The organism is Streptomyces sp. NPDC015130 (assembly GCF_043080005.1).
Lineage (GTDB): Bacteria > Actinomycetota > Actinomycetes > Streptomycetales > Streptomycetaceae > Streptomyces.
On sequence record NZ_JBIBVC010000018.1, the window covers coordinates 36,027 to 52,125 of the forward strand.

The 16,099-nt window shown below is 72.2% G+C and carries 13 protein-coding genes; 6 read left to right on the forward strand and 7 right to left on the reverse strand.

The features are described from left to right. Positions 1-203 precede the first annotated feature (203 nt). The gene (locus ACF08F_RS30340) at positions 204-2,639 is read right to left on the reverse strand and encodes an ABC transporter family substrate-binding protein (RefSeq protein WP_392301720.1); all 2,436 of its coding nucleotides are present in this window, start codon (positions 2,637-2,639) and stop codon (positions 204-206) included. 248 nt (positions 2,640-2,887) lie between these two features. Here ACF08F_RS30340 and ACF08F_RS30345 point away from each other — a divergent pair, with 248 nt between their 5' ends. From ACF08F_RS30345 to ACF08F_RS30360, 4 genes are all read left to right on the forward strand, one after another. Further along, a complete protein-coding gene (locus ACF08F_RS30345) occupies positions 2,888-3,115 on the forward strand; it encodes a hypothetical protein (protein ID WP_392301721.1) in 228 nt (75 codons plus the stop codon). 85 nt (positions 3,116-3,200) lie between these two features. Further along, positions 3,201-4,022: a hypothetical protein gene (locus tag ACF08F_RS30350; protein ID WP_392301722.1), complete on the forward strand. Its 822-nt coding sequence runs from the start codon at positions 3,201-3,203 to the stop codon at positions 4,020-4,022. A 17-nt stretch (positions 4,023-4,039) separates the two neighbouring features. Then, positions 4,040-5,935 (forward strand): fumarate reductase/succinate dehydrogenase flavoprotein subunit, encoded by a 1,896-nt coding sequence (locus tag ACF08F_RS30355; RefSeq protein ID WP_392301723.1) that lies wholly within the window; start codon positions 4,040-4,042, stop codon positions 5,933-5,935. After that, on the forward strand, positions 5,932-6,708 hold the full coding sequence (locus ACF08F_RS30360) for a succinate dehydrogenase/fumarate reductase iron-sulfur subunit (RefSeq protein ID WP_392301724.1): 777 nt from the start codon (positions 5,932-5,934) through the stop codon (positions 6,706-6,708). The genes ACF08F_RS30355 and ACF08F_RS30360 overlap by 4 nt, the downstream gene beginning before the upstream one ends. A 22-nt stretch (positions 6,709-6,730) precedes the next feature. On the opposite strand, the gene ACF08F_RS30365 is transcribed toward ACF08F_RS30360, so the two are convergent. Next, positions 6,731-7,750, reverse strand: a complete 1,020-nt coding sequence (locus ACF08F_RS30365) for a hypothetical protein (protein ID WP_392301725.1) — start codon at positions 7,748-7,750, stop codon at positions 6,731-6,733. 198 nt (positions 7,751-7,948) lie between these two features. Between ACF08F_RS30365 and ACF08F_RS30370 the strand changes: the two genes are divergently transcribed. Further along, a complete protein-coding gene (locus ACF08F_RS30370) occupies positions 7,949-10,057 on the forward strand; it encodes a TPM domain-containing protein (RefSeq protein WP_392301726.1) in 2,109 nt (702 codons plus the stop codon). Positions 10,058-10,179: 122 nt separating this feature from the next. Further along, positions 10,180-10,887: a PspA/IM30 family protein gene (locus ACF08F_RS30375; protein ID WP_392301727.1), complete on the forward strand. Its 708-nt coding sequence runs from the start codon at positions 10,180-10,182 to the stop codon at positions 10,885-10,887. Positions 10,888-10,910: 23 nt separating this feature from the next. Here the strand turns inward: ACF08F_RS30375 and ACF08F_RS30380 are convergent, their stop codons facing one another. The 5 genes from ACF08F_RS30380 to ACF08F_RS30400 all read right to left on the reverse strand — a co-directional run bounded on the left by ACF08F_RS30380 (position 10,911) and on the right by ACF08F_RS30400 (position 15,997). After that, complete coding sequence (locus tag ACF08F_RS30380) at positions 10,911-13,478, reverse strand: SpoIIE family protein phosphatase (RefSeq protein ID WP_392301728.1); 2,568 nt, start codon at positions 13,476-13,478, stop codon at positions 10,911-10,913. Between the two features lie 144 nt (positions 13,479-13,622). Continuing rightward, the gene (locus ACF08F_RS30385; protein ID WP_392301729.1) at positions 13,623-14,045 is read right to left on the reverse strand and encodes an ATP-binding protein; all 423 of its coding nucleotides are present in this window, start codon (positions 14,043-14,045) and stop codon (positions 13,623-13,625) included. A 143-nt stretch (positions 14,046-14,188) separates the two neighbouring features. Next, positions 14,189-14,662 carry a (deoxy)nucleoside triphosphate pyrophosphohydrolase gene (locus tag ACF08F_RS30390; protein ID WP_392301730.1) on the reverse strand — a complete coding sequence of 158 codons (474 nt, stop codon included), beginning with the start codon at positions 14,660-14,662 and terminating at the stop codon, positions 14,189-14,191. 40 nt (positions 14,663-14,702) lie between these two features. Next, positions 14,703-14,882, reverse strand: a complete 180-nt coding sequence (locus ACF08F_RS30395; RefSeq protein ID WP_392301731.1) for an SPOR domain-containing protein — start codon at positions 14,880-14,882, stop codon at positions 14,703-14,705. Positions 14,883-15,244: 362 nt separating this feature from the next. Further along, positions 15,245-15,997 (reverse strand): GntR family transcriptional regulator, encoded by a 753-nt coding sequence (locus ACF08F_RS30400; RefSeq protein ID WP_392301732.1) that lies wholly within the window; start codon positions 15,995-15,997, stop codon positions 15,245-15,247. Positions 15,998-16,099 lie beyond the last annotated feature (102 nt).

Sequence of the window (16,099 nt, forward strand, 5' to 3'; positions counted from 1 at the left end):
TCCCCGCCCGCATCCGAGAGGGTCTACTGGGGGGTTTCGGCATGTGCCCGGAGGCGTATGGGGACGCTCCGGGCGCTGACGTATGACAGTGGACTGGCCGGGTCAAGCGGCCGACGCGATCCTGCCCGCCGGGATCACCGGCGGGCAAGGAACTTGAGCTGGTTCTGAGGTTGTGACCAGCGGTTTCGGGGGCTTTGGAGCTTTCAGCGGTTTCGCTCTGCTCCCTTGGAGGATTCGGGCTTCTTGAAGCCGATGTCCTGGTAGCGGGGGGCGGCGAGGCCCCAGGCCCCCGCGTTCACGACGTCCGCCTTCGCCGCGACGAGCTGCGGACGCTGGTAGAGGGGGATGGAACCGGCCGCGGCCCAGATCCGGGCGTCCGCCTGGCGGACGAGCTCCCGGGCCTCCTCCTCGTCGAGCGTCCCGGCCGCCTGGTCGAAGAGCTGGTCGATGCGGTCGGTGCCGACCCGCGAGTAGTTCTGCTCGACCAGGAGCGACCCGTCCGAGGCGGGCTCGGGCTTGGCGAAGATGGGCCGGGCGTCGGTCGCCGGGAAGGCGGAGGCCGGCCAGGAGTAGAGCGCCAGGTCGTAGTCGCCGGCGGCGACGTGGTCCTTGAAGAAGCTGTCGTCCGCGACCTTGGTGACCTCCGTACGGATCCCCACCGCGTCGAGCATCCGGACGATCCGGTCGCCGACCGCGCGCAGGGACTCCGAGCCGGGCCCGGAGGGCAGGACGAAGCGGAGGCTGAGCGCCTTGCCGTCCTTGCCGAGGACCTGGGCCGCGTCGGGCGCGGTCACGGGGGCCGCGGTGCCGAGCGGGGCGTAGGCCCCGGCCACTCCCCGGTCCGGCTTGGTGACCGAGTGTGCGGCGCGGCCGGGGCCGGTGCCGGTGTCGAGCGCCTCGGCCCGGGCGAGGAGCGCGGCGCTCTGGCGCGCGGCGGCGGGGGCCGGGGCGAGGACGTCGGTGCCGTTCTCGGGGCCGGCCGCGCCGATGACGGGGGCGGGGAGGGCCCGGCGGTCGCCCGGCTTGTCGTCGCCGACGATGTAGAGGCCTTCGTCGGACGCGGTGTCCGCCTTCTTCTTGGCGTCGGTGGAGGCGCTGTCGGTCTTCGCGCCGGCCTCGTCCTTCTCCCCGGGCTTCTCCCCGGGCTTCTCCCCGGCCTTCTCCTTCTCCTTGGTCTCCTTGGCCTTCTCCGCCTCGCTGCCGGCCTCGGTGCCCTCCTTCGCGCCGGCCGGCTTCTTGACCGCCCCGCCCGGGACCCAGCCCGCGTCGGCGAGGAGCGCCCGCGCCTCCTGGGTGTCCTGGTCGCCCAGGGCGTCGCTGCTGTCCGCGTACGCCGCCTGTCCGGCGAGGGCCAGGTGGCTGCCGGGAGGCGTCGCCGGGAGGCCGAGCGGCTTGAGTACGGATTCGGCCAGTTCCTGGCGGTCGATGGCGCGGGCCACGGCCCGGCGTACCCGCTCGTCGGCGAGCGCGCCGGACTCGCCGTTCAGCGAGAGCTGGGTGTAGGCGGGCTCCAGGGACTTGCGGACGACGAAGCCGGCGAGGGTGTTCTGCTGGTTCGCGTAGAGGGTGACGGCCTTCTGGTTCTTCAGGCGGGCGGCCTGGACCTCCTCCGCCTTCTCCTCGTCGGAGCCGTGGGCGAGGGCCCAGGACTTCAGGGCCTTGGAGGAGGTGATCGCCGAGCCGGGGCCGTGGGCGAGGGCCGCCTGCGCGCCGTTCCGGCCCGCGCGGGCGTCCTTGAGCGCGAGGGCGATCCGCTCGGCGGTGGAGCGGTCGATCTCGGCCAGGTCGAGCTTGCCGGCGGCGAGGGCGGTGCCCCGCTCGGCGCGGGGGACGGCCTTGAGGACGAGGCTGTCGAGCTTGGCGGACTGGCCCCACCAGCGGGGGTTGCGCACCAGGGTGACGTCGCCGCTCCCGCGGTCGATCGACTTCAGCAGGAACGGTCCTGCAGTGGCCTTGAGGGTGGTGCGCGCCCCGTCGTTGAAGGAGTTCGGGGACCCCATCACCTGCTTGGGGTAGAGGGGGGTGAAGAGGGACTGCCAGTCGGCGTAGGGCTTGGAGAAGGTGACCCGCACCTCCAGGTCGTTCTTGCCCCGCTCGATCTTCTCGATCCGCTCGTAGCCGGCGTTGCGGGCGGTCCAGTACGCGGTGTCGCGGCCGCTCAGGGCCCGCCACTGGGCCACGAAGTCGGGGGCCCCGATCTCGCGCCCGTCGCTCCACACGGCCTGCTGGTGGAGCTTGTAGAGGACGACCTGCTTGGGCTCGGTCTCGACGACCTGCGCGGACTCCAGGTAGTCCGGGTTCAGCTGCGGCCGGCCCCGCGCGTCGAGCGTGTAGAGGGAGGGGAGCACGGCCCCGGCGATCCGGGAGGTGGTGCCGTCGGCGTCGGCCTGGAAGCTGTTCAGCGTGGTGGGCAGCGCGTCGACGGCCCAGCGGAGGGTGCCGCCGTCGGCCACCTTGTCGCGCGCGGCCGGGGCGTTGTCCTGTGCGGCGGCCTGGGCCTCGTCGGCGGTGTCGGAGCTGCAGCCGGCGAGCACGGTGACGGCGAGGACCGCACTGGTGAGGGTGGCGACGGAGCGGAGCGTGCGGGAGCGGGGGCTCCTGGAGCATGTCCTCCCGCGAGGGGCGCCGAACTGGGACATGACTTGTACCCCTTCGTCCAGATTTATTCCATTTGGAGATGATCAGACCTATTGCTCATACACTGAAAAGGACGGAGCGGATCCGGCCACGGCGACACGGCGGCACGTCCGGGAAACCCCACTCGTGCGGCCCAACGACCCCGAACCCGGCCGCTCCGGACGAGTGGAAACCCGTGCACATGGCTTCCCAAGGGGGGTGTGACGCGCGACACTCCTGCGGAAGCCGCTCGCGGAAGTGAGGGCAACCCATGTCCGTTCAGGACGATCTGGCGGCTGTCAAGAGCTGCCTCGAAGAGCTGGTCCGCACCGTCGGACAGCTGGAGCGATCCGTCGCGGCCGAGCGGGGCGCGGCCCCGGAGCCGACCGCCGGACGCGCCGAAAGCCTGGTGACCATCCCCGACGCCCCGTACGACAGCGGGCTGTGGACGGACACGGACGACGAGGGACTGGGAGCACGCGACCGCCACGCTCCCTAGACAGCCGAGCGCCCTGAGCCACGCGCTCGCGCCATGCGCCCCGCGGGCCTGAGGACGTACCGGCGACCGACCGCAGGAGGACCTGTTGGCCACAGGTACGGAACCGCCCGGGTCCGCGACGGGGGTGCGCTCCCCGGGGCGCGCCGCCATCGCCGCCCGTCATCTGCGCACCGACCGGTGGTGGCTCTCGCCGGCCGCCACCGCCGCCGGACTGCTCGCCTTCGTCGCGTACTCGACGTGGCGGGCCTTCGCCGCCGCCGACTACTACACGGCCCCCTACGTCTCGCCCTTCTACTCGCCCTGCCTGGCGTCGAACTGCGTCCCCATGGAGGGCGGGCCGAACTGGGAGGTCTTCGGCAGCTGGTGGACCCTCTCCCCCGCTTTGCTGATCCTGGTCTTCCCGCTCGGCTTCCGGCTGACCTGCTACTACTACCGCAAGGCGTACTACCGGGGCTTCTGGGCGTCTCCCCCGGCCTGCGCGGTCGCCGAGCCCCACCGCACGTACACCGGCGAGACCCGCTTCCCGCTGCTCCTCCAGAACCTCCACCGGTACTTCTTCTACCTGGCGCTGCCGGTCGCCGGCATCCTCACGTACGACACCGTCCTGACCTTCCGGGACTCCTCGTACGCCTGGGGTCACGCCGGGCTCGGGACGCTGGTCTTCCTCGTGAACATCGCGCTCATCTGGGCGTACACCCTGTCCTGCCACTCCTGCCGGCACATCGTCGGCGGCCGGCTGCGGCACTTCTCGAAGCACCCCGTCCGGTACCGGCTGTGGACCTGGACCGGACGGCTGAACCGGTGGCACATGCAGCTCGCGTGGGCCTCGCTGATCAGCGTCGCCGCGTGCGACCTGTACGTCTACCTGCTCGCGACCGGCACCTTCGACGACCCGAGGTTCTTCTGACGTGAGGTTCTTCTGAGATGGCAGTGGTGGAACGACAGCAGTGGGACGTGGTCGTGGTCGGCGCCGGCGGGGCCGGGCTGCGGGCCGCGATCGAGGCGCGCCGGGCGGGCGCCCGTACCGCCGTGATCTGCAAATCCCTCTTCGGCAAGGCCCACACCGTCATGGCCGAGGGCGGGATCGCCGCCTCCATGGCCAACGCCAACGAGCACGACGACTGGAAGACGCACTTCCGCGACACCATGCGCGGCGGGAAGTTCCTCAACCAGTGGCGGATGGCCGAGCTGCACGCCCAGGAGGCCCCTGACCGGGTCTGGGAGCTGGAGACCTGGGGCGCGCTCTTCGACCGGACCCCGGACGGCCGGATCTCGCAGCGCAACTTCGGCGGGCACGAGTACCCCCGGCTCGCGCACGTCGGCGACCGGACCGGCCTCGAACTGATCCGGACCCTCCAGCAGCGGATCGTCGGCCTCCAGCAGGAGGACCACCGCGAGACCGGCGACCACGAGGCACGGCTGAAGGTCTTCCAGGAGTTCACCGTCACCCGGATCCTGAAGGGCGCGGACGGCGAGGTCGCCGGGGTCTTCTGCTACGAGCGCGAGAGCGGCCGCTTCCTCGTCCTGGAGGCGCCCTCGGTCGTCCTCGCGACCGGCGGCATCGGCAAGTCCTTCAAGGTCACCTCGAACTCCTGGGAGTACACGGGCGACGGGCAGGCACTGGCCCTGCTCGCGGGCGCACCGCTGGTGAACATGGAGTTCGTGCAGTTCCACCCGACCGGGATGGTCTGGCCGCCCTCGGTGAAGGGCATCCTCGTCACCGAGTCCGTCCGCGGCGACGGCGGGGTGCTGCGGAACTCCGAGGGCCGGCGGTTCATGTTCGACTACGTCCCCGACGTCTTCAAGGAGAAGTACGCGCAGACGGAGGAGGAGGGCGACCGCTGGTACGAGGACCCGGACAACAACCGGCGCCCGCCCGAGCTGCTGCCCCGTGACGAGGTGGCGCGGGCCATCAACTCCGAGGTGAAGGCGGGCCGCGGCTCCCCGCACGGCGGGGTGTTCCTCGACGTGTCGACGCGGATGCCGGCGGAGGTGATCCGGCGGCGGCTCCCCTCGATGTACCACCAGTTCAAGGAGCTGGCCGACGTCGACATCACGGCGGAGGCCATGGAGGTCGGGCCGACCTGCCACTACGTGATGGGCGGCGTGGCCGTCGACTCCGAGACGGCGGCCACGGTCGGCGTGCCGGGGCTCTTCGCGGCCGGCGAGGTGGCGGGCGGCATGCACGGCTCCAACCGGCTCGGCGGCAACTCGCTCTCCGACCTCCTCGTCTTCGGCCGGCGGGCCGGACTCTACGCGGCGCAGTACGCGGTGTCCGGGGCGGGCTCCACGGTCGTCGCGGAGGACGTCGAGGCCGCGGCGGCGGAGGCGCTCGCGCCCTTCGGCGGGCCGTCGGGCGGCGCGCCGGAGAACCCGTACACGCTCCACCAGGAACTCCAGCAGACGATGAACGACCTCGTCGGGATCATCCGGCGGGAGGGCGAGATGGCCGAGGCGCTGGAGCGGATCGCCGCCCTGCGGGAGCGGGCCCGCCGGATCGCCGTCGAGGGACACCGGCAGTTCAATCCGGGCTGGCACCTCGCCCTCGACCTGCGGAACATGCTGCTCGTCGGCGAGTGTGTGGCCCGGGCCGCCCTGGAGCGCACCGAGTCCCGGGGCGGGCACACCCGGGAGGACCACCCGGCGATGGTGCGGGAGTGGCGCCCCGTCAACCTGCTGTGCCGCGCCGAGGGCGACGGCATCGGGCTCGAACGGGTCCGGACCGAGCCGATCCGGGCGGACCTGCTGGCCCTCTTCGAGCAGCAGGAGCTGGCCAAGTACCTCGCGGACACGGAGCTGGAAGGGGAGCTGGGCCGATGAGTGCGAGTGCGTACGACGCGCGGTTCCGGGTGTGGCGGGGCGACACCGACGGCGGGGAGCTGACCGACTACACGGTGGAGGTGCACGACGGGGAGGTCGTCCTCGACGTCGTGCACCGCCTCCAGGCCACCCAGGCGCCGGACCTCGCCGTCCGCTGGAACTGCAAGGCGGGCAAGTGCGGTTCGTGCTCGGCCGAGATCAACGGCCGGCCCCGGCTGCTGTGCATGACCCGGATGTCGGTCTTCGCGCGGGACGAGGTGATCACCGTGACCCCGATGCGCGCCTTCCCGATCGTCCGCGACCTGGTCACGGACGTCTCCTTCAACTACGCGAAGGCCCGGGAGATCCCGGCCTTCGTGCCGCCGCCCGGGCTCGGGCCCGGCGAGTACCGGATGCGGCAGGAGGACGTGGACCGCTCGCAGGAGTTCAGGAAGTGCATCGAGTGCTTCCTGTGTCAGGACACCTGCCATGTGGTGCGCGACCACGAGGAGAACAAGGAGGCCTTCGCCGGGCCCCGCTTCCTCATGCGGGTCGCGGAGCTCGACATGCACCCGCTGGACGCGGCGGCGGAGGCGGGGATCGACCGGCGGCGGAGCGCGCAGGAGGAACACGGGCTCGGCTACTGCAACATCACCAAGTGCTGTACGGAGGTGTGCCCGGAGTCCATCCGGATCACCGACAACGCCCTGATCCCGCTGAAGGAGCGGGTCGTGGACCGGAAGTACGACCCGCTGGTGTGGCTCGGCAACACGATCAGACGGCGGAAGGGGTAGGGGAGCCGATCCGGGGGGCTGGTCAGTGCCAGCCCTCGCGGTAGGCCGTCCAGTCCCCCTCCTCCGCGGCGAAGTCGACGTACAGCGCGACGCCGAACTGCCGGCGGCCGGGGTCCGTGCGCCCGAGGCCCAGTCGCGTGCCGCGGATCGCGGCGGCGACGGTCTCGGCGTTCTCGTGGTGGCCGAGGTCGTCCTCGTGGAAGAAGGGCAGTCCCATCAGCAGGTCGGTGGACTCGGGCGTCACTTCGAGGGCGAGGCTCGTCTGCTGGGCGACGTAGCCGCCGTACAGCCCCTCCAGCGGCATCCAGGTGTCGTACGACATGACGGCGATCTGGTCGACGCGCCGGGCGACCTGCCCGAAGAACTCCTGCGACCACCACTTCTCCTTGCCGCTGATCACGCTGTTCACCGAGTGCGCGGCGGGTACGGGGTCGATCTGGTGGGCGGCGACCGAGAGCGGCACCTTCCGGGACCTGGTCAGCTCCCCCAGGTCGTCGAGGAGCGACAGGTAGTTCACGTCGTCGGAGAGCAGCGGCTCCAGGTCGAAGTGGACCCCGTCGAAGCCGGCGTCCAGGATCTGCCGGGCCGAGGTGACCACGGCCGCCCGGGACTCGGCCTTGTCCAGGCGCAGTCCGTTCGACCCCTCGGTGACGAGGACGTCACCCAGCCACGCCTGCACCCGTATGCCGGGCATCGTGCGGTGCACGGCGTCGATCAGCCACTTCGCCCGGGGGTACTTGGCCGCCGGGAGGGTGCCGTCGTGCCGCAGCGGTCCGGCGTGGACGTACAGGTCGCGGATCCCGGTGCCCTTGATGCGGCGCGCGAAGGCCGCGAGATCGGCGTCCTTCTTCCGTCCGTCGACCCAGGCGTGGCCCAGCCAGATGGCGTCCTTGCCGCGGGTCCTCGCGTCCTCCCTGACGTCGCCCGTGAAGTTGAGCCGCAGCGCTGCCGCCCCGGTGAGCAGCGGGACGACGAGCAGCAGGACCAGCCCGAGGGCGAACCAGCGCCCCCGCTTCCAGATGCCCTTCAACCGTGCGTTCACCCGAGCCCCCCGAGAGCCGTCATGTCACCGATGTCGCTGTCGCCACCGTAGAGGCGGCCACCGACAGTGACGCCGAACGGCTTCGAACGGTTTCCGGACGACACCGGTCCGTTCTGACTGCTCGCGGGGCTGTACCCCTGGCCCGCGGGCCGTGGACTCGGCTCGCGGAGCGGCATACCGGGACATAACCTCCCCCTTGTGACGCGAACAGCCACCCGAGCCCTTCTCGCGGTACTGGTGGCGGCGTGGTGGCTCGTCGTGCCCGCCGTGCACGGTGCCCGAGCCGACGACCCCGTCGTCCTGTCCCGCGAGGGGCAGATCACCGACCGTGTGGGCGCCCTCGGCGACCGCCGCGCCTCCGTGGTCCAGGCCCTCGACCGCCTCTACGACGACCGCCGCGTGCAGCTCTTCGTCGTGTACGTACGGGACTTCTCCGGGAGCTCGGGGCAGAGCTGGGCCGACGCCACCGCGGAACGCAACGGGCTCGGCGTCGAGGACCTGCTGCTCGCCGTCGCCACCCACGACCGGCAGTACGGCTACTCCGCCGACCCTGCGTCGCGCTTCACCCAGGAGCAGCTGGACGACGTGGCCAGGACCGCGATCGAGCCCGCCCTGCGGCAGAACGACTGGGCGGGCGCCGCCATCGGCGCGGCAGACGGCTACGACGCCGTCCTCGCGGGCCTGCCCGTGCCCGCCCCGGACATCACCCCCGGGCCCGCCGACCCCGGCGAGCCGACCGACGAGGGGACCTCGGCGACCGACCTGGTCCTGCCGGTGGTGCTGGTCGGCGGCGCGGGGGCCGTGGCCGCCTACGCGTACACCAAACGGCGCAGGCGGACCGAGACCCGGACCACCCCGCAGGGCGGGCAGGGCTGGGGGCCGCCGAAGGAGCCCGCGCCGCCCTCCCTGGACGAACTCGACGGGCAGGCGCGGCAGTCCCTGGTCGCCACCGACGACGCGGTCCGCACCAGCCAGGAGGAGCTCGGTTTCGCGACCGCCCAGTTCGGCGATGAGGCGGTACGGCCCTTCACCGAGGCGCTCGCCTTCGCCAAGGAGCAGCTGACGGCGTCGTTCCGGCTGCGGCAGAAGCTCGACGACTCCTTTCCCGAGGACGACCAGACCCGCCGGAGCATGCTCGACGAGATCCTCCGGCGCTGCGGCGAGGCGGACGCCCGGCTCGACGCCGAGAGCGAGGCCTTCGACCGGCTCCGGGCCCTGGAGCGGACCGCCCCCGAGGCGCTGGCCACGGTCGAGGCCTCGTTCCGTGAGCAGACCGGCCGCATGGGCATGGCCGAGGCGGCGCTGACCGCGATGCGCGAGCGGTACGCGGACTCGGCGGCGGCCCCGGTGGCGGGCGACATCGAGCAGGCGAAGGACCGGCTCGTGTTCGCGACGACCCACGTCAACCAGGCGCGCCAGCAGATCGACGCCGGGGACAACGGCGGGGCCGCGGTGCACATCCGGGCGGCCGAGGGCGCGGTGGACCAGGCGGCCCGGCTCGTCGAGGCCGTGGACCGGCGGGCGCAGGAGCTGGCCGAGGCGGTGGGGAAGCTGCCGGGCGCGCTGTCCGAGACGGACGCGGATCTCGCCGACGCCCGCGGTCTGTTGAAGGGGACGGCCGAAGGGGTCTCCACCGCCGACCTCCAGGGCCGGATCGCCCGGGCCGAGTCGGTGGTCGCCGAGGTCCGGCGGGGGGTGGAGGCCGGGCGGTACGACCCGATCGACGCGCTGCGCCGGGTCGAGGAGGCCGACGCGGCGCTCGACGAGTCGCTGGAGGGCGCACGGGAGCGCGAGTCGGGCACTCGACGCGCCCGCGCGCTCCTCGACCAGGCGATGCTGACGGCCCGCTCGGCGATCGGAGCGGCCGCCGACTACATCACGACGCATCGCGGAGCCGTGGGTTCCGAGGCCCGTACGCGTCTGGCCGAGGCCCAGCGCCGCTGGGAGAAAGCGCGTTCGCTCGCCGGGTCCGAGGATCCGCAGGCCGCCCTCGCGGAGGCCCAGCAGGCGGACGCGCTGGCCCGGCGTGCTCAGGACCTCGCCGAGCAGGACGTCCGGACGTACGGGAACCCGAACGGCCTGGGCGGTGTAACAGGGGTGGGAGGAAGTCGTGGCGGCGGGCTCGGCGGGGCCGTGCTCGGCGGCATCATCCTCGGCGGACTGTTCGGCGGGGGAAGAGGAGGCGGACATGGGGGGTTCGGTGGAGGTTCGGGCGGGGGTTTCGGGGGCGGAGGTCTCGGCGGCGGGCCCGGCAGCTTCGGCGGCAGCGGCACGCGCGGCCGACGGGGCGGCGGCGGCCGGTTCTGAGGACCGCGCGTGCGGCGTCACGTCTTCTGTCCCGTTCCCTGTCCCGTTCCCTGTTCCGTTCTCAGTCCCGGACTCTGTCCCGCTTTCTGTTCCGTTCTCTGTTCCTCCGAAGGAGAAGTGCCATGAGCAAGCAGACGATCCTCGGCCGGGTCACCCAGCTGGCGAAGGCCAACATCAACGCGCTGCTGGACCAGGCGGAGGATCCGCAGAAGATGCTGGACCAGCTGATCCGCGACTACTCGAACAACATCTCGGAGGCCGAGGAGGCCGTGGCCGCGACGATCGGCAATCTGCGGTTGATGGAGCAGGACCACCAGGAGGACGTGGAGGCGGCGAAGGAGTGGGGCGGCAAGGCGCTGGCCGCCAGCCGCAAGGCGGACGAACTGCGGGCCGGCGGGCAGGCGGCGGAGGCGGACCGCTTCGACAACCTGGCGAAGGTGGCGCTGGGCCGGCAGCTCCAGTCGGAGAAGGAGGCGCGGACGGCGGAGCCGACGATCGCCGCGCAGACCGAGGTGGTGGACAAGCTCAGGTCGGGCCTCGACCAGATGAAGGCGAAGCTCGGCGAACTGCGGGCGAAGCGCGACGAGCTGGTCGCGCGGGCCAAGTCGGCGCAGGCGCAGAACCGCATGATGGACGCGGTGAAGAGCATCGACGTCCTCGACCCGACGAGCGAGCTGAGCCGCTTCGAGGACAAGGTGCGCCGAGAGGAGGCGAAGGCGATGGGCAAGCAGGAGCTCGCCGCCTCCTCGCTGGACGCCCAGTTCGAGCAGTTGGACGCGCTCGGCGACAGCGCGGAGATCGAGGCCCGGCTGGCGGCGCTCAAGGGCTGATCCGGTACCGGCTCGGCCGCTGGTCAGAACATGCTGAGGAGCTGCTCCACCGTGGGTTCCGCCGCTCCGTCGCCGTCGGGCAGGGCCAGTTCGAACCAGACGGTCTTGCCCCGCGGGGTGCGGCGGGATCCCCAGGAGGAGCTGAGCAGCCCGACGAGCTGGAGGCCGCGGCCGCCCTCGTCGGTGTCCCGGGCCCGGCGGCGGCGGGGCTGGACCAGGCCCGCGTCCCAGACCTCGCACACGAGGGTGCGGTCGCGCAGCAGGCGCAGCCGGATCTCCCCCTCGCCGTAGCGGAGCGCGTTGGTGACGAGTTCGCTGACGAGGAGTTCGACGGTGTCGACGAGCGGTTCGAGGTCCCAGGCCTTGAGCTGCGTGCGGGCCAGTTCGCGGGCGCGGCCGACCGAGCGGGGTTCCCTGGGCAGCGACCAGTCTCCGACGGCCTCGCTGGGCAGGCCCTGGATCCTGGCCATGAGGAGGGCGATGTCGTCCTCGCCGTGCCCGGTGTCGAGACTGCTCAGGACCCGGTCGCAGACGTCCTCGAGCGGACGGGCCGGGTCGGTGAGGGCGCGCCGGAAGGCGCTGAGCCCCTCGTCGAGCGGGTGGTCGCGGGACTCGACGAGCCCGTCGGTGTAGAGGGCGAGGAGGGCACCCTCGGGCAGTTCGACCTCGACCTCCTCGAAGGGCTCCCCGCCGACACCGAGCGGCATCCCGGGGGGTACGTCGAGCAGCAGGGCCTCCTCGCCGGGTTCGACGAGCACGGGCGGGAGGTGGCCGGCGTTGGCGAAGGTGCAGCGTCGGGTGACCGGGTCGTACACCGCGTAGACGCAGGTCGCGAGGTAGACCTCGGAGAGTTCGGGGCCCCGGGACTTGTGTGTGCGGGACTGCTGGGTGCCGATGGGGGCGCCGAGGCCGCGGGCGATCTCGTCGAGGTGGGAGAGGACCTCGGCGGGTTCCAGGTCGAGCTGGGCCAGGGTGCGGACGGCGGTGCGCAGTTCGCCCATGGCGACGGCGGCGCGCAGGCCGCGCCCCATGACGTCCCCGATGACGAGGGCGGTGCGGTGGCCGGGCAGTTCGATGACGTCGAACCAGTCGCCGCCGACCTCGGTGGCGGTGGTGCCGGGGAGGTAGCGGCAGGCGATGTCGAGCCCCGCGGCCTCGGGGTCGCCGGGCGGGAGGAGGCTGCGCTGGAGGATCAGGGCCCGCTCGTGCTCGCGGCGGTAGAGGCGGGCGTTGTCGATGCAGACGGCGGCGCGGGCCGCGAGTTCGACGGCGAGGGCCCGGTCGCGCTCCCCGAAGGGCTCGCTGCCCTTCGCCCGGGAGAACTGGACGAGACCGACGACGGTGTCGTGGGCGACCATCGGGACGACCAGTGTGGACTGGGCGAGTTCGCCCTCGGCGCCCGGCACGGTCCGGATGCGTCCGGTCCGCAGTGCTCCGGCGCAGGGCGAGTTGAAGGGGTAGCGGTGGACGGCCCCGACCTGGATCGGCACGGGTCCGCAACAGCCGCTGCCCGTTCCGTGTCCCTCGTCGGTTCTGAGGGGGGTGTCGGAGACGGCACTGGCGAAGGCGACCCTGCGGAGTTCGGCGCTGCCCGCCCCGTAGCCGACGTCGTGGGAGCTGCCCCACCGGCCCGGTGGTGCCTCGTCCCCGGTCAGCAGGCCCTGGTACAGGTCGACGGAGGCGAGGTCGCAGAAGCCGGGGACGGCGACGTCGAGGAGTTCGCGGGCGGTGGCCTCCAGGTCGAGGGAGTTGCCGATGCGGGCGCCCGCCTCGTTGAGGAGGGCGAGGTTGCGGCGGGCGCTGGCGGCCTCGCGGGCGGCGTTGTGCCGGCGCGTGACGTCGATGCCGAGCCCGGCGACACCGATGGGCCGGCCGGAGCCGCTGTGCACGCGGTAGAGGTTGATGGACCAGTGGCGGCGGTCCCGGGCGCCGGGGGCGGCGCCGACGATCTGGAGGTCGGTGACGGACTCCCCGGTCTCCAGGACCCGGCGGAGGGCGTTGGTCATGCGGTCGGCCTCGGCGCGGCCGAGGTAGTCGTGGACGGTCCGGCCGCGGTGGTCGTCGGCCGAGCCGCCGAAGACGGTGGCGAAGCGCTGGTTGGCGCGCTTCACGGTGAGGTCGGTGCCGAAGAGGAGAAAGCCGAAGGGGGATTGGCCGAAAATCGCCTGGGAGGCGGCGAGGTCGGTCTCGATGCGGCGGAGGGCGCGCACGTCGACGACGATGCACAGCGCGGCTCGCTCACCGGACTCGGTCTCGCTGGGCATGACGTACATCTCGGCGATGCCGTGGGGGCGCTCCTCGCCGGGCATCCGGAAGGGGACGAGGCCCGTCCATTCCTTGCCGTCGAGGATCTCCTTGACCCTCCGGTGCCCGCGCTCGCGCAGGTCGGCGGGCATGAAGGCCTCGACGGGGTCCTTGCCCCTGGCCTCCTCGGCGGTGACGCCGAAGAGGTCCACGGCTCGCCTGCTCCACTGCTCGACGAGGCCGTCGGGCCCGATCGAGAAGGACGCGACCCTGATGTAGTCATAGATGGAGCCGGGCGGGCTGCTCTGCCACACGAAGCCGCTCGCCGTCTCGGATATCTCGCTCACGCGACCGTCCCCTCCAGCTCACCGCACCGGACCGGCCATGCCCGCAGTATTCAATACGGCAGGCCCCGACGGCACGACGTTCACGATCACAGGGTGGTCTCGTTCGCTTCGGGCCGAGTCCGGGTGATCGTTGTCCCTCCCTGTTTACTCACCAGGGAGAGCCAGCTCGAACCATACGGTTTTGCCCGTCCTTCCTTTGCGGGTCCCCCAGCGCCGTGCGGAACAGGCCACGAGACCGAGCCCGCGGCCCCCCTCGTCCTCCGGCCCCGCGGGCCGTTCCGTCGGGGGATCCGGAAGTGGATCCGAAACCTCCACCAGCAGGGCGGGGGGTGCGGCGGGGGCGGCGCCGTCGAGGCGGGGGCGTACCAGGCGGACGCCGATCGGCCCGGAGGCGTACCGCAGGGAGTTGGTCACCAGCTCGCTGACCAGCAGGACGGTCACATCGCCGAGGGCCGCGTCGAGGTCCCAGGCCCGGAGGGTCTCGCGCACCGCGTGGCGGGCGGTGCGCACGGCATTGGCCTCTGCCGGGAAGGCCCACTCGGCACAGTCGCCGTCGGTGTCGATCACACCCGATCACTTCCCCAGCCGTGTGTCAGCAGGAAGGCCCATGTCCCCTTCCAGGGGATCAATCAGGACATACCCGCTATTTGGTGCGGGATATCGTGTCGGGCGCAGCCATGGGCGCACGGTGGCACGAACGGCGTAGGGACTCAGTCGCGCGCTCCGTCGACGGGAGCCGCCGGGAGCCGCAGCGCGGCCTCGGCGACGGCCGGGCGGTCCTGGTCGAGCCAGTCGACCGAGTCCAGCTCGTGCCGGGCGAGCCAGCGCAGTTCGTCGTGGTCCTCCAGCGGGCGCGGGACGCCGGAGAGCAGGCGGGCTGTCCACACCCGGAGGACGTATCCGGGCTTCAGCGGCCACTCGCCGGGGATGCGCTCGCCCGGTTCGGCCTCGACCCCGAGCTCCTCGCGCAACTCCCTGACCAGGGCCTCTTCGGGGCTCTCGCCGGGTTCGAGCTTGCCGCCGGGGAGTTCCCAGCGGCCGGCGAGTTCGGCGGGGGCGCTGCGGCGCGCGGCGAGCAGGCGCCCCCCGTCGTACACGGCCCCCGCGACGACGACCACGACGTCGCGGCCGGCGGTGCCGTGCCGCTCGTGGGGCGTGGTGGGGTCGGTGGTGCGTTCCGTCATGGCCGCGAGCGTAGCCCGGACGGGACGGCGTCCGTCGGCCTCAGAGCGCCGGGGTGCCGATCCGCTCGACCGAGTAGAGCTGCTGGTGGCCGTGGTCGTCGAGGCTGTCCGCGATCTTCTGGGCCTCGTCCTTCGTCGCGTACCGCCCCACGCGGTAGCGGTTGCCGTTGTCGTCCTGCCGTATGACAAGCCAGGGAAGAACAGCGCCGCTGTCACTCATCAGGCTTCTCCCTCCGCCGGTCCGGCCGCTTCCAACGATCTCCGGGAAACCGCAATCCGCATATGCCGGAGCTTACGCCTGACCTTCACACAGCGGATATGTGTTTTCACAAAGAGATACGAACTGGCCGGTAACCGACGGAGGGAGGCCGAAGCTCACGCACCCTGAACGGCGCCTTCCGGGCGGCAGGGCGGAGGAGAGGGTGAGAGGGAGGGCGAGGGGTTGAGGGCGAAGGGGGAGGTCCGACGCGCCGTCAACTCGCGCGCGTCGGAACAGTGGACCGGATCGGCAGACCGGAACAGCGGACCGGGTCAGCGGACCGGATCGGCAGACAGGAACAGCGAACCGATCGGGGGACCGGGTCAGCGGACCGGGAGGTGGTACGAGATGCGGTAGCGGTCGGCCGGGACCACCACGTCCGCCGTCTCGACGGCCCGCCCCGACGCGTAGTACGTCCGCTCGACCACCATCACCACATGGCCCGGCACCCCGCCGAGCGCGAGGAGCTCCTCGGCCAGCCCGGGGCGGGCGCCGACCTCCTCCACCACGTTGTCCACGACCACGTCGATGGCCGCCATCCGCTCGACGACGCCACAGCCGCCCAGCGGGCCCTCCTCCGGCAGCATCACCGGCGTCCTGCCGGTGACCGCGAGGGGCTCCCAGGAGGTGGAGACCATCATGGGCTCACCCCCGTCCCGGTACACGTACCGCGTGCGCATCACGCGCTCCCCCGGCTCGATGTCGAGCCGGGCGGCCACCTCGACGCTCGCCGGCTCCTGCTCGCTGCTCGACTCCCAGGTGCCCCGGGCCCCTTCAGCGGCCTGCTCCTGCCGGAACGGTGTGGCCCCGGACGCCGGGCGGTAGCCGGACCGGGCGATCGGGCGCGGCACCGGGCGCTCCCGCACATACGTCCCCGAGCCGGACCGGCCCTCCACGAGCCCTTCGGCCATCAGCACCTTGCGGGCCTCCAGCGCGACGGTGTCCGAGACCCCGTACTCCTCGCGGATGCGCGCCTGCGACGGGAGACGGGTGTGCGGCGGAAGCGAGCCGTTGGCGATCTTCTCCCGCAGATCGCTCGCCACGCGCAAGTAGGCGGGCTGCTCACCGAACGTCACTGGACACTCCCCTCAGGTTGACTGACAGCTACAGACTGACAACCGACGGTCGCGATCCGCAAGCATGGGCCAGAGTTTCACTCGAAGTGATGACGTGCCGGT